Source organism: Dietzia sp. IN118, from assembly GCF_032905965.1.
GTDB classification, from domain to species: domain Bacteria; phylum Actinomycetota; class Actinomycetes; order Mycobacteriales; family Mycobacteriaceae; genus Dietzia; species Dietzia kunjamensis.
In genome coordinates this window covers 200680-213317 of the sequence record NZ_JAUMSR010000002.1, presented here as the reverse complement: position 1 = coordinate 213317, position 12638 = coordinate 200680, and the positions used below count along the sequence as shown (strand labels likewise).

Sequence of the window (12638 nt, the reverse complement as noted above, 5' to 3'; positions counted from 1 at the left end):
GGCTCATCGATCGGTTATGTGACGAGAATAACTAAGTCGGCTTGACTTTCCAACCGTATCGGGCAGAATCCAACACAATCGGTCACCACAGCGGAGAGGTCGGAGCCCATGTACGGGAGCGAACGACGGCGACACATCACGGAGGCGCTGGCCGCCTCCGGGCGGGTGACCGTCGCCGAACTCGCGGCCGGCCTCGACGTGAGTGCCGAGACGATCCGCCGAGACCTGTCGCTCCTGGAATCCGAGGGGCACCTCGAACGCACCCACGGCGGGGCGGTCCCGGCGGTGCCCGGTGGCCGCGTCGAACGCACCCTGGCCGCGCGGCGGTCGGAGAACGTGGACGCGAAGTCCGCGATCGGCCGGGCTGCGTTGCGGCTGCTCCCCGCCGTGGGGGGCGCGGCCCTGCTCGATGCCGGCTCCACCACGGACCGCCTGGCCGAATCGCTGCCCGCCGACCACGGCCTCACCCTCATCACGAACTCGGTCCCCATCGCCGACGGCCTGCACCGCGCGGCGTCGGAGGACCTCCACGTCCTCGGCGGGACGGTCCGCGGCCTCACGGGGGCGTGCGTGGGTCCGTCGGTGCTCCGGGCGCTGGAGTCGATCCGGGTCGACGTCGCCTTCGTGGGCACGAACGGCCTCCACCCCGAGCGCGGCCTCACCACCCAGGACCCGGACGAGGCGGCGGTCAAGAACGCCATGTGCCGGGCGGCCCGCCGGGTGGTGGTGCTCGCGGACTCGAGCAAGTTCGGTCACGAGTTCCTGGTCTCGTTCGCTCCGCTGGACCGGGTCGACGTCCTGGTCACCGACGCTCCCCCGCCGGGCCCGCTGGCTACAGCGCTGGACACCTACGGAATCGAGGTCGTGCTGCCATGATCGTCACGCTCACCATGAACCCGTCGGTGGACCGGACCGCGCAGCTGCCCGCGCAGCTCACCGTGGGCGGGGTCAACCGCATCGCGGCCGTCGACGACTCCCCGGGCGGGAAGGGCGTCAACGTCGCCCGCGTCCTCGCCGGCGGAGGGGTCCGGGCGGAGGCGGTGTTCCCGGCCCCGGCGGACGACCCGTTCGTGGCGATGTGCGCCGGGGCCGGCGTCGCGACGTCCGTCGTCCCCGCGCACGGCGCGGTGCGGATCAACCTCACCCTCGCAGACCCCGCCGGAACCACCACCAAGATCAACGCCCCCGGCCCCGAGCTCGACAGCGCCGCGATCGACCGGGCCCGCTCCACGGTCGCCGCCCTCGCCGGTGACGCGGCGTGGGTGGTGCTGTGCGGGTCCCTGCCGCGCGGCGTACCGGACGACTTCTATGCGGACCTGGTCGGTGCGCTCCGTCCCGGGGGGGCCCGCCTCGCCGTCGACACCTCCGACGCACCACTGGCCGCCCTCGCGGAACGCCTGCCCGACGCGGCGCCCGACCTGGTCAAACCCAACGGCGAGGAGCTCGGGCAGCTGGCCGGCGTCGACGGCTCCGAGCTGGAGCGTCGCGCCGCCGCCGGTGACACGACCCCCGTGGTGGACGCCGCGCGGGCGTTGCGCGCCCGCGGCGTGGGCGCAGCCCTGGTCACCCTGGGCGGCGCCGGTGCCGTCCTGGTCGACGACGACGAGGCGTGGTACGCGAACACCCCACCCGTGCAGGTCAGATCCACGGTCGGGGCCGGAGACTCCGCGCTCGCGGGCTACCTGCTGGCCGAGTCCCGCGGACTCCCGCCGCGGGACCGGCTGGTCTGGGCGGTCAACCACGGCAGTGTCGCCGCCTCGCTGCCCGGTACCGGACTGCCGCTGGGCCTCGACCCGACCACGTTCCGCGCCACCGTGCGGCGGCTCGACTGACCCGCCGCACCAGCGCGTCGCACCCGCGGACCGCGACCCCCACCCGGCGGCCTCCCACCCAGCACCCTCCCAACCCAGCACCCTCCCAACCCAGCACCTCTCAAACCAGCACCCTCGGAAGAACACGGAGCACGGCAATGAACCAGCCGATCATCGAGACCGCCGCGGTGCGGCTCGACGCCGACCTCGGCGGCACCAAGCAGGAGGTGATCCGGGCGCTGGCCCGGACCCTCGTCGACGCCGGCCGGGCCGACGATCACGACGCGCTCGTACGCGATCTGTTCGCCCGCGAGGACAAGGCGGCCACCGGCATGAAGGGCGGGATAGCGATCCCGCACTGCAAGTCCGAGGCGGTGTCCGCGCCGAGCCTGGCCTTCGCGCGGCTCGACCCGCCCGTCGACTTTGGCGCCAAGGACGGCCCCGCCGACCTCGTGCTGATGATCGGCGCCCCCGCCGGCGGCGGCAAGGACCACCTGAAGATCCTGGCCACGCTCGCCCGCAATCTCGTGCGGGCCGAGTTCGTGGACTCCCTCCGATCGGCCACCACGCCGGACGAGGCGGTCGCGGTCATCGAGGGCGTGCTCAGGCCGGAGGAGAAGACCTCGTCGTCGTCCTCGACCCCCGGTTCGGCAGCGGGCGCGGCATCGGGCGCGACGCCGGCCCGGGTGGTCGCGGTGACCGCCTGCCCCACCGGCATCGCCCACACCTACATGGCCGCCGACTCGCTCGCCCAGGCCGCGGAGGCGCGCGGCGTCGAACTGCACGTGGAGACCCAGGGCTCGGCCGGGGCGACCCCCCTCGATGCGGCGGTGATCGAGGCCGCGGACGCGGTCGTGTTCGCCACGGACGTCGGGGTGCGCGACCGCGGCCGGTTCGCTGGCAAACCCGTCGTCGAGTACGGGGTCAAGAAGGCCATCGACGCGCCCGACCAGGTCCTCGACGAGGCGCTGGCCGCGGCCCAGGACCCCCGGGCGCGGCGCGTGTCGGCGGACTCCGGCGCCGCCGACGGCGGCTCCGGCTCGGGCGGGTCCGGCTCCGACGAGCACTGGGCTCGCGGTCTGCAGCGCGCCGTCATGACCGGTGTGTCGTACATGATCCCCTTCGTCGCCGCCGGCGGGCTCCTGCTCGCGCTGGGGTTCCTGTTCGCCGGGTACGACGTGGCGTTCGTGTGGGAGGAGCTCGCCACCGGGTTCTCACTCACCGACCTGCCCGGGGAGGTGTGGTACCTCGACGGTGAGATCGTGTCCGCCGGGACCGCCGGGGCCGAGGTCCTCACCCACTCCGGGCTGCGGCTCTACATGGGAGCCGTGCTGTTCGCGATCGGCCAGGCCGCGATGGGCTTCATGATCGCCGTCCTGTCGGGCTACATCGCCTACGGCCTGGCCGACCGTCCCGGCATCGCACCGGGCTTCGTAGGCGGCGCGCTGTCGGCGACCCTCGGCGCCGGGTTCATCGGCGCGCTCGTCACCGGCATCCTCGCCGGCTACCTCGTGCGGTGGATGACCACCTGGAAGACGCCGCGCTGGCTCGCCGGTCTCATGCCGGTGGTCCTCATCCCGCTCATCGGCTCGCTGGCGATCGGCCTGCTGATGTTCCTGCTGCTCGGCCGTCCGCTGGCCTCACTGACCTCCGCCATGGAGTCGTGGCTAGGCGGCATGACCGGCTCCTCGGTGATCCTGCTGGGCGTCATCCTGGGCCTGATGATGTGCTTCGACCTGGGCGGGCCGATCAACAAGGCGGCGTACACGTTCGCCACGGCCGGGCTGGTCGCCGACAACCCGGCGACGCTGCGGATCATGGCCGCGGTGATGGCCGCCGGCATGGTTCCGCCACTGGCGATGGGCCTGGCGACCGTCGTGCGCAAGCGCCTGTTCAGCCCGGTGGAGCAGGAGAACGGCCGCGCCGCGTTCCTGCTGGGCGCCAGCTTCATCACCGAGGGGGCGATCCCGTTCGCCGCCGCCGACCCGCTCCGCGTCATCCCGTCGATGATGGCCGGTGGTGCTGTGACCGGTGCGCTCATCATGGCGTTCTCGGTCGAGTCGTACGCGCCCCACGGCGGGCTGTTCGTGGTGTTCGCCATCAACCCGGTCTGGGGCTACCTCCTGGCGATCCTCGCCGGCACCCTCGTCGCGTGCGCGGCCGTGGTGGTCGCCAAAACCACCCGCCGCGAGCCCACCCCGGCCCCGGCCGCGGCGGCACAGCCGGTCGCGGCCTGAGGCGCGAACCTGCACGATGACGGGGGAACCCCCCGGGCCACCCGAATACAACAGAGGAGTCACCATGCCCAGCACCACCGTCACCGTCGGATCGGCCGAGGGCCTCCACGCCCGCCCCGCGGGGATCATCGCCGAGGCCGCCGAGAAGTACGAGACCGACATCGAGATCGCCTACGACGACGAGGAGGCCGACGCCGCGTCCGCGATGCTCATCATGGCGCTCGGCGCCGAGAAGGGCGCCACGGTGACCGTCAGCGGAGAGGACGCCGACGCGGTGGCCGAGATCGCCGCGCTCATCGAGCAGGATCTCGACGCGGAATGACCGTCCTGGTCGTGGGATCCGGCGGGAATCTCGGTTCGCGCCTGGTACCCGCCCTGCTCGACCGCGGTCACCGCGTCCGGGCCGGCGTCACGGACCTCGGCCGTGCCGCGACGCACCCCTGGTCCGATCGGGTCGAGAAGGTGCGGTGCGACGTCCTCGACCCGGCGAGTCTCGCGGCGGCCCTCGACGGGGTCGACGAGGTGGTCTACCTGGTCCACCGGATGGGCGGCGGTGCCGACTTCCGCCGCGAGGACGCCGAGGGCGCGGAGGCGATGCGCCGGGCGATGGCCGCCGCCGGCACGGAGCGGTGTGTCTACGTCTCCGGATTGGCCCCCTCGGGGGACGACCGCCTGCCGCTGTCCAGGCACATGGCGTCCCGGCTCGAGGTGGAATCGTTGGTCTCCGCCGGGCCCACGCCCGTGTTCACGCTCCGTGCCGGGGTGATCCTGGGCGCGGGCTCGACGAGTTTCGAGGTCCTGCGCACGCTGTGCGAACTGCTCCCCGTCCAGCCGGTGCCCCGGTGGATGCGGCACCGGAGGGTCGAGCCCGTCGCCGAACGGGACGTCGTGGAGGCGGTGTGTCATGCCCTTGCGGGTGAGCCCCGCACCGGGCACGCCGACCTCGGCTGCGGCGAGACCCTGACCTACCCCGAACTGCTCGCGCGCTACTCCCGCATCGCCGGGTTGCCGACGGTGCGCCTCCCCGTGCCCGGGGTGCCGTGGGACCTCGTCGCCGCCGGACTGGCACCCCTGGTGGATCAGGACGGTGCGACGGTCAGCGCGCTGATCGAGAGCCTGCAGCACGACATGGTGGTCGGCGGTTCCTCGGCGGGGTTGTTCCCCGGCGACTGGGAGCTGACGGGGATCGACGAGGCGATCCGGCTCGCGCTCGATGACGCGGCCGGCTAGGGACGCGGCCGGCCAGGTGTGATGTCCGGGGCGGCCACCGCCGATGCGACATCCAACGACCCGCTTAGGTAACCTCGATCACAACTGACACTCGTCAATCCGCGAGAGTCTCGAGATCGAGGCCCGAGACGACCGCCCGAGGAAACAAAGAGGTCGCGCATCATGACGTCGCGTATCGCCACCCCGCCGGTCGCCCCGGGCCGTGAGGCCCTGTTCCGTCCCCTCGAGGTCCGGTCACTCCACCTGGCCAATCGCCTCGTCATGTCCCCCATGACGCGCATGGGATGCCCCGACGGCCTGCCGGACGAGGTCAATCGCGACTACTACGCCGACCGGGCCGCAGGCGGAACGGGACTCGTGGTGACCGAGGGCATCGGCGTCGACCACCCGACCTCGGTCGACCATTCGTGGATCCCCCGCCTCGACACGCCGGAATCTGTATCGGCCTGGCGTGTGGTGACCGACGCCGTCCACGCCGCCGGCGGCCGGATCATCGCCCAGCTCTGGCACGTCGGCCCGCTCTGGGGCGCGAACGCCCGCTTCGACCGGGCCCACCGCGACCGGCTAATGGAGATGCACCCCATGCGCCCGTCCGGCCGGTGGGGAACCCCGGGTGTCACCACGTACTCCGAGCGCAGCGTCGCCCGCTGGTCGCCCGAGGTGCCGCCGATGACCGACTCCGACATCTCCGAGGTCATCGACGCGTTCGCCCGCTCCGCGCGCCTGGCGATGGAGGCCGGTTTCGACGGCGTGACGCTGCACGGCGGCCACGGGTACCTGCTCGACGCGTTCGTCTGGGCCGACACCAACCGTCGCACCGACGACTGGGGCGGTGACCTGGCCGCACGCAGTCGCTTCCCCGCCGCGGTCGTGTCCGCCGTCCGCGCCGCGATCGGCCCCGACGCGCCGCTGTTCTACCGCTTCTCCCAGCACACCCAGCAGGACTACACGGTCCGCAAGGCGACCACTCCCGACGAACTGGGCGTCTACCTGGGCGCACTCGCCGAGGCCGGGGTCGATCTGCTCGACGCCTCGACCAGGCGGTTCAGCGACGCGGCATTCCCCGACCTGGGAGGTGACGACGGCGAGGTGACCCTGGCCGGATGGGCCCGCAGGCTCACCGGCCTGCCGTCCGGCGCCGTGGGCGGGGTGGGGATCGGGACGTCCCTGCGCGAGCAGAAGTCGGGCAAGCCGGCCATCGCCGCGGACAACATCGATGCGGTCGTGGAGTGCATGGAGCGCGGCCAGTTCGACCTCATCTCCGTGGGTCGTCTGCATTTGGCGGATCCGTCGATCGCCGAGGTCCTGCGCACGGCCGGGCCACTGCCCGAGTTCGTGCGCGAGGTGCACGAGATGCCGCTGCGCTCCCCCGCCTGACCTGCCGCGCCGGGTTTCCGGCAGCGCCAGACGAACCCTGGCCGGGCCGCCGAAACGGGACTAGCCTTCGGCCATGACCGTCACCGACGAACTGCTCGAGGCCGCCAAGGCCTACCAGGCCGACTTCGACAAGGGCGACCTGCCCATGCCGCCCGGGCGGAAGATCGCCGTGGTGGCCTGCATGGACGCCCGTCTCAACCCGTACGGCCTGCTGGGCCTGACCGAGGGCGACGCGCACGTCATCCGCAACGCCGGCGGGGTCGTCACCGACGACGTCCTGCGCTCGCTGACGATCAGCCAGCGTCTGTTGGGTACCGAGGAGATCGTCCTGATCCACCACACGGACTGCGGGATGCTCACCTTCCGCGACGACGACCTCAAGGACCGGATCGAGTCCGACACCGGCCTGCGGCCCCGCTGGGCGCCGGAGTCGTTCCCCGAGCCGGAGGCCGACGTGCGCCAGTCGATCGCCCGCGTCGAGTCCGATCCGTTCCTGCTGCACAGCACCGCTGTCCGCGGTTTCGTCTACGACGTCGGCACCGGGGAGTTGCGCGAGGTCGCCCGCGCGTGACGCGGACCTGCTGATGCCCCTTCCCGGGGAAGGGCGATCGCGCTAAGTTGGAGGTTCCTTCATCCCGCGCCGAACTGTCCCGGCGATCCCGCACGGAGCCCCGCAGTGTCCACACACACTCACTCAGCCGAGACCACTCGTTCCGTCAACCCGTTTCGGGTCGCCCTGCTAGTCGGCGGCCTCATAGCCGTGGGCTTCGGCGTCGCTGTCCTCTTCTGGCCCGCGAAGACGGCAGTTGCCGTGACCGGGGTGCTGGCCGTCTACGCGATCGCGGCCGGCGTCGTCTACATCGCCGTGGCGGCCGTCGCCAGGTGGCAGAGCACGGGCAGCAGGATCGGCCACGCCCTCCTCGGAGTGCTGTTCATCCTCGCCGGCGCCTATGCATTCGCCTCTCTCCAGGAGTCGGCGGCGTTCCTCGCTCTCTTCGTCACGGTCATGATCGGCGTCATGTGGATCGTCGAGGGCTTCACCGCACTGTTCACCCTCGGCGAGACCGGTTCCACCGCGGTGACGATCCTCTTCGCGATCATCTCCGTCCTCGCCGGGTTCGCGCTGCTCAGCACCCCGGTGTGGGGCGCGGGGTTCCTCTGGTGGCTCTTCGCGATCTCCCTCGTCGTCCTCGGCGTCCTCAACGTGGCCCGCGCTTTCCCGCTGAGGGGCTGAGCGGCGACCGCGCTCTCGGCCCCGCCGGGCGCCGTCGGTGAAAACCTCGTCGTCGCCCCCCACCCATCCGCGACCGCAACCATCCAGACGACACGAGACCCCGGGACCACATCGGTCCCGGGGTCTCGTGTCGCGGGGTCGTGCCTTCCCGGGGTCTTGCCGTCGCGGTCGGGTCGGCCCCGCGGGGTCAGACCGACCGGGTACTCAGTTCGTCCGGATGCCCGACTCGTCCGAGTACATGGACGTCTTGCTGGTCTCGGGGGCGAGGATCAGCGAGATGATGGTGAGCACGCTCAGGCCGACCAGGTAGTAGCCGACGTAGGCGACCGAGTAGTTCTGCACCAGCCACACCGCGACGAACGGGGTCAGCGCCGCGCCCAGGATCGCGGAGAAGTTGTACGACACTCCCGAGCCCGTGTAGCGGGTGTGGGTGGGGAACAACTCGGGAAGCACCGCGGACATCGGCCCGAACGTCAGCCCCATGAGGGTCATGCCGACGCACAGGAAGAGCAGCATCCGCACCACGTCAAGGTTCTCGCCCGTACCCATCGCGTCCGGGTCGAGCCACCAGCCGAAGCTCAGGCCGAACAGGATGATGGCGGCGGTGACGCCGATGAGCATCCGACGGCGGCCCAGCCTGTCGGCCAGCAGGCCGGCCACCGGGACGAACGCGGCGAACAGGACGATCGCGATCACCTGGATGATGAGGAACGACCGGTACCCGTATCCGAGCCCGCCGGCGTCCGCGCCGCCGATCGCGAACGACAGGATCCATGTGGTCATGAGGTAGAACAGGCCATACGTGGCCAACATGATGAACGTGCCGAGGATGATCTCCCACCAGTTGCGGCGGAAGACCTCGGAGACCGGGGTCTTGACCCGCTCGTTGTTGGCGATCGCCCGGGCGAAGACCGGCGTCTCCTCGATGCGGAGCCGGACGTAGAGGCCGACGGCGACCATCACGATCGACAACAGGAACGGCAGGCGCCACCCCCACACCAGGAACGGGTCGCCCAGTTCCGCAGCGGTGGAATCGTAGGAGAACCAGATCGTGAGCAGCAGGAAGATGCCGTTGGCCAGGATGAAGCCGAACGGGGCGCCGAGCTGCGGCCACATGGCGGCGAACGCACGCTTGCCCGGCTGCGCCGTCTCGGAGGCCAGGAGCGCCGCACCCGACCACTCGCCACCCAGGCCGATGCCCTGGAAGAAGCGCAGGATCGTCAGCATCGCCGGCGCCCAGAGACCGATCTGGTGGATCGTCGGCAGCAGGCCGATGAGGAACGTCGCGATACCCATGGTCAGCAGCGCGCCGACGAGGGTGACCTTCCGGCCGAGACGGTCCCCGTAGTGACCGAAGACGATGGACCCGAGCGGCCGCGCGATGAACGCCGTACCGAAGGTGGCCATCGAGGCCAGCAGAGCGGTGCCGGAGTCACCGCCTGCGAAGAACAGCAGCGGGAAGACCGACACCGCGGCCGTCGCGAAGATGTAGAAGTCGTAGAACTCGATCGTGGTCCCGATGAGCGAGGCGAGGATGATCCGGCGCCGGGGCACCGGCTCGGCCGAGATCGTCTCGGGGACCGCGGTACCCGTCCCGTGGGGCCCTGTGGACCCGTCCGGCGTTGCCATGTTCCTCCTAGGACGTCTGAACAGCGCATCTACTGTCGACCACCGACCGGCGACCGCGACAAGCGTAGGCGGCCAGGTGATGTAGGTCACCCTGCCCGGTGGTGGCTGTGCACGTGGCACAGATCAGCCCGTCGATTTTCGCGATCGTTGCGCACGGTGTCCAATCCTTCCCCCGCCGCCGGGGCGCGCAGGGGTGGTGCTGGTGATGCCGTGCGCCGGGTCAGCGCGTCCGGTAGTGGGAGTACGCGGTCCCGCCGGCGAAGACGCGATGGGCGGCGAGCTCCAGGTCCAGCGTCGTGTCCGGGGGCAGCGCGCGCAGTCCGCCGCCCACGACCCTGGGGACGACGAACAACCGGAGATCCGAGACCAGCCCCGCGCGGATCGCCGCGCCGGCCGTGGTGGGTCCGAAGATCTCCACCTCGCCCGGCGCCTCATCGACGATGCGGCGCAGAGTGTCCAGGTCGAGGCGCGGGACCAGGCGATCACGATCGGACAGGAGGTCGTTCGCGGTCAATGTCGAGGACACCACGGTGCGCGGTATCGCCTTCCACCGCTCCGCGAACTCGTGCTCGTCGGGGCTCCACGAGTCGTCCTCGGGTGGGGACTGCCAGTACTCCATCAGTTCGTACGTCCGCCGGCCGAGTACCTCGTGGACGACGGGCCCCAGGCGTTCCACGTGGAACCGGAACACCTCGCCGCTCGGGGCGGACCAGTTGAAGTCGCCACTCGCGTCCGCGGCGTACCCGTCGACGGAGACGGTAGCGGTGTAGGTCAGTGTGCCCATGGCCGTCCTCCAGCCCTCGTCCGTGATGTGGACGGTCGTGATGAGGGCAGTGTAGTGCCGTGCGCAGGCTCCAGACTGAGCGTTTCCCGCGATTCGGTGTCCGGGACCCGCACCGGCGTCGGGTCAGTCGGACACCGCTCGGTCGGCGTCGCGGCGCTCCCGCTCCTGCGCCTCGGCGATGGCCTGACGTGCGTAGACCCACCGGGCGGTGGTGTTGAGGTGCGAGCGGTGGTCACCGATGTGCAGTCCCCAGGACAGCAGGGTGATGACGCGGTTCCGGAAGCCGATGAGGAAGGCCAGGTGCACCACCAGCCACAGGACCCAGGCGACGAAGCCGTGGAGCTCGAGCGGCCCGATCTTGGCCACAGCGCTGTAGCGCGACACCGTCGCCATCGACCCCTTGTCGAAGTACTTGAACGGCGGGCGCCCGGACGGGGACCGTCCCCCCTCGACCTCGCGGACGATCTGCTTGGCGACGTACTTGCCGCCCTGGATGGCGACGGGGGAGACGCCCGGCAGATTATCGAGGTTGATCATGTCGCCGATCACGAAGATCTCCGGGTGCCCGGGCAACGAGAGATCGGGATTCACCAGGACGCGGCCCGCCCGGTCCACCTCGGCGCTGGTCTGGTCGGCGAGCATCCGGCCCAGAGGGCTCGCCTGGACACCGGCCGACCAGATCTTGCAGGTCGCGTCGATCCTGCGGAGTGATCCGTCCGGGTCCTTGACCTCGATGCCGTTGTAGTCCACGTCGGTCACCATGGCGTTGAGCTGGATCTCCACTCCCAGTTCCTCCAGCCGCCTGCGGGCGGCGTTGCCGAGTCTGGCTCCGAAGGGCGGCAGGACGGCAGGGGCGGCGTCGATGAGGATGATGCGGGCCCGACCCGGGTCGATCCGGCGGAAGCTGTTCTTCAGGGTCCGCTGAGCCAGCTCCGCGATCTGCCCGGCCATCTCCACGCCCGTGGGGCCGGCGCCCACCACCACGAACGTGAGGAGACGACGACGCTCCGCCTCGTCCTCGGTCACCTCGGCCTGTTCGAAGCAGCCCATGATCCTGCTCCGCAGCTCCAGGGCGTCGTCGATGGACTTCATGCCGGGAGCCCAGCGCTCGAAGTGATCGTTCCCGAAGTAGGACTGGTTGGCACCGGCGGCGACGACGAGACTGTCGTACTCGAGCTCGAAGTCCACGTGCCCGGCGGTCGCGTGGACGGTCCGCGCGGTCACGTCGATCCGGTCCACCTCCCCCAGTGCGACGGTGGCGTTCTCCTGATCGCGGAGGACCAACCGGGTGGAGGGAGCGATCTCCCCGACGGACAGGATCCCGGTCGCCACCTGGTACAGCAGGGGCTGGAAGAGATGGTGGCCGGTCCTGGCGACCAGGGTGACGTCCACGTCCGCCTTGTCGAGGGCGCGGGCGGCGGCGAGGCCCCCGAAGCCCGACCCGATGATGACGACGCGGTGGCGACGATCCACAGGGGCCTGGGCACCCGTCACCGGATGAGAGTTCATGGTCATGGCGCCTCCTCGACCCACTACTGTCCGGGTTCCGAGCCCCGCGGGGCCCACTCCCGCCGATCCTAGACCGCCCGACCGGGCCGGGGTCCCGAGCCGCCGAACCGTGCCGGACCGGAGTCAGACCCAGTCCGCGAGCGTCGGCGCGTATCGGCGGAGCACGCGGGTCACGACTAGCAGGATCACCACGAGGATCCCGACCCACAGGACGGTCAGACACCAGCCCGCGAGGACGTCGCTGGGGAAGTGGACCCCCAGGTAGACGCGGGACGCGCCAACCGCGAGGACGTAGACCACCGCCACCGCGAGCGCGGCCCACCGGTACCGACTGCCCCAGGTCAGGACGACCAGCGGCGCCGCGAGCGACATCGACCCCATCGCGTGCCCACTGGGGAAGGAGAAGGTGTTCTCCGCCGACAGGTGCTCCCAGAAATCCGGGCGCGATCGCTCGAAGGCCGGCTTGAGGGCGACGTTGAGCCTGGACGACCCGTACACCGCGGCCAGCACGAGGAAGGCGCCCCCGAACCTGCGCAGGAAGCACAGCAGCAGCGCGATCACGACGGAGGCCGCGAGCACGAACTGGCCACCGAGGTAACTCGCGGTCTCCGCCGCGGCCGTGAGCCAGGGGGTCGTCGCCCCGTGCACCCACATCATCACCGGCCGGTCCAGGGAGACGGTCTCGTCGTCGGAGACGGCGAACGCCAGCCCGGCGAAGACCGCCAGGAGGACCAGGAGGAACCCGACCCCCGCCGCCGGTGCCCGCCACCCGGACACCCCCGGGGAGGGCCGAGCGTCGCCGTCGTCGATGGTCATCGCCCCAGCGT

12 protein-coding genes are annotated in these 12638 nt (G+C 71.1%); 8 read left to right on the top strand and 4 right to left on the bottom strand.

Annotated features, from left to right (window positions below):
• Window positions 1-108: 108 nt before the first annotated feature.
• The 8 genes from Q2K20_RS16490 to Q2K20_RS16455 all read left to right on the top strand — a co-directional run bounded on the left by Q2K20_RS16490 (window position 109) and on the right by Q2K20_RS16455 (window position 7889).
• Entirely contained in the window at window positions 109-876 is a 768-nt protein-coding gene (locus tag Q2K20_RS16490) for a DeoR/GlpR family DNA-binding transcription regulator (protein ID WP_067713073.1), read from the top strand.
• Window positions 873-1832 carry a 1-phosphofructokinase family hexose kinase gene (locus Q2K20_RS16485; RefSeq protein ID WP_317176977.1) on the top strand — a complete coding sequence of 320 codons (960 nt, stop codon included), beginning with the start codon at window positions 873-875 and terminating at the stop codon, window positions 1830-1832. The genes Q2K20_RS16490 and Q2K20_RS16485 overlap by 4 nt, the downstream gene beginning before the upstream one ends.
• A gap of 137 nt (window positions 1833-1969) precedes the next feature.
• Window positions 1970-4048 carry a fructose-specific PTS transporter subunit EIIC gene (locus tag Q2K20_RS16480; protein ID WP_317176976.1) on the top strand — a complete coding sequence of 693 codons (2079 nt, stop codon included), beginning with the start codon at window positions 1970-1972 and terminating at the stop codon, window positions 4046-4048.
• 64 nt (window positions 4049-4112) lie between these two features.
• Window positions 4113-4370, top strand: a complete 258-nt coding sequence (locus Q2K20_RS16475) for an HPr family phosphocarrier protein (protein WP_096906493.1) — start codon at window positions 4113-4115, stop codon at window positions 4368-4370.
• Window positions 4367-5278 carry an NAD(P)H-binding protein gene (locus Q2K20_RS16470; RefSeq protein WP_317176975.1) on the top strand — a complete coding sequence of 304 codons (912 nt, stop codon included), beginning with the start codon at window positions 4367-4369 and terminating at the stop codon, window positions 5276-5278. The genes Q2K20_RS16475 and Q2K20_RS16470 overlap by 4 nt, the downstream gene beginning before the upstream one ends.
• Window positions 5279-5440: 162 nt before the next feature.
• Window positions 5441-6655 (top strand): 12-oxophytodienoate reductase, encoded by a 1215-nt coding sequence (locus Q2K20_RS16465; protein WP_317176974.1) that lies wholly within the window; start codon window positions 5441-5443, stop codon window positions 6653-6655.
• A 73-nt stretch (window positions 6656-6728) separates the two neighbouring features.
• A complete protein-coding gene (locus Q2K20_RS16460; RefSeq protein ID WP_069388391.1) occupies window positions 6729-7226 on the top strand; it encodes a beta-class carbonic anhydrase in 498 nt (165 codons plus the stop codon).
• 105 nt (window positions 7227-7331) lie between these two features.
• Window positions 7332-7889 carry an HdeD family acid-resistance protein gene (locus Q2K20_RS16455; protein WP_069388390.1) on the top strand — a complete coding sequence of 186 codons (558 nt, stop codon included), beginning with the start codon at window positions 7332-7334 and terminating at the stop codon, window positions 7887-7889.
• Between the two features lie 204 nt (window positions 7890-8093).
• On the opposite strand, the gene Q2K20_RS16450 is transcribed toward Q2K20_RS16455, so the two are convergent.
• From Q2K20_RS16450 to Q2K20_RS16435, 4 genes are all read right to left on the bottom strand, one after another.
• Complete coding sequence (locus tag Q2K20_RS16450; RefSeq protein WP_069388389.1) at window positions 8094-9518, bottom strand: MFS transporter; 1425 nt, start codon at window positions 9516-9518, stop codon at window positions 8094-8096.
• Window positions 9519-9738: 220 nt separating this feature from the next.
• Window positions 9739-10302, bottom strand: coding sequence for a dihydrofolate reductase family protein (locus Q2K20_RS16445; protein WP_317176973.1), 564 nt, complete (start codon window positions 10300-10302; stop codon window positions 9739-9741).
• A 123-nt stretch (window positions 10303-10425) separates the two neighbouring features.
• Window positions 10426-11817, bottom strand: a complete 1392-nt coding sequence (locus Q2K20_RS16440) for an NAD(P)/FAD-dependent oxidoreductase (protein ID WP_317176972.1) — start codon at window positions 11815-11817, stop codon at window positions 10426-10428.
• A 117-nt stretch (window positions 11818-11934) separates the two neighbouring features.
• Window positions 11935-12627 (bottom strand): phosphatase PAP2 family protein, encoded by a 693-nt coding sequence (locus Q2K20_RS16435; RefSeq protein WP_317176971.1) that lies wholly within the window; start codon window positions 12625-12627, stop codon window positions 11935-11937.
• Window positions 12628-12638: the final 11 nt, after the last annotated feature.

Bases quoted from the DNA above. Each gene is read 5' to 3' on its own strand.
- Q2K20_RS16490 (WP_067713073.1), top strand. From the start codon at position 109: ATGTACGGGAGCGAACGACGGCGACACATCACGGAGGCGCTGGCCGCC.
- Q2K20_RS16485 (WP_317176977.1), top strand. From the start codon at position 873: ATGATCGTCACGCTCACCATGAACCCGTCGGTGGACCGGACCGCGCAG.
- Q2K20_RS16480 (WP_317176976.1), top strand. From the start codon at position 1,970: ATGAACCAGCCGATCATCGAGACCGCCGCGGTGCGGCTCGACGCCGAC.
- Q2K20_RS16475 (WP_096906493.1), top strand. From the start codon at position 4,113: ATGCCCAGCACCACCGTCACCGTCGGATCGGCCGAGGGCCTCCACGCC.
- Q2K20_RS16470 (WP_317176975.1), top strand. From the start codon at position 4,367: ATGACCGTCCTGGTCGTGGGATCCGGCGGGAATCTCGGTTCGCGCCTG.
- Q2K20_RS16465 (WP_317176974.1), top strand. From the start codon at position 5,441: ATGACGTCGCGTATCGCCACCCCGCCGGTCGCCCCGGGCCGTGAGGCC.
- Q2K20_RS16460 (WP_069388391.1), top strand. From the start codon at position 6,729: ATGACCGTCACCGACGAACTGCTCGAGGCCGCCAAGGCCTACCAGGCC.
- Q2K20_RS16450 (WP_069388389.1), bottom strand. From the start codon at position 9,518: ATGGCAACGCCGGACGGGTCCACAGGGCCCCACGGGACGGGTACCGCG.
- Q2K20_RS16445 (WP_317176973.1), bottom strand. From the start codon at position 10,302: ATGGGCACACTGACCTACACCGCTACCGTCTCCGTCGACGGGTACGCC.
- Q2K20_RS16440 (WP_317176972.1), bottom strand. From the start codon at position 11,817: ATGACCATGAACTCTCATCCGGTGACGGGTGCCCAGGCCCCTGTGGAT.
- Q2K20_RS16435 (WP_317176971.1), bottom strand. From the start codon at position 12,627: ATGACCATCGACGACGGCGACGCTCGGCCCTCCCCGGGGGTGTCCGGG.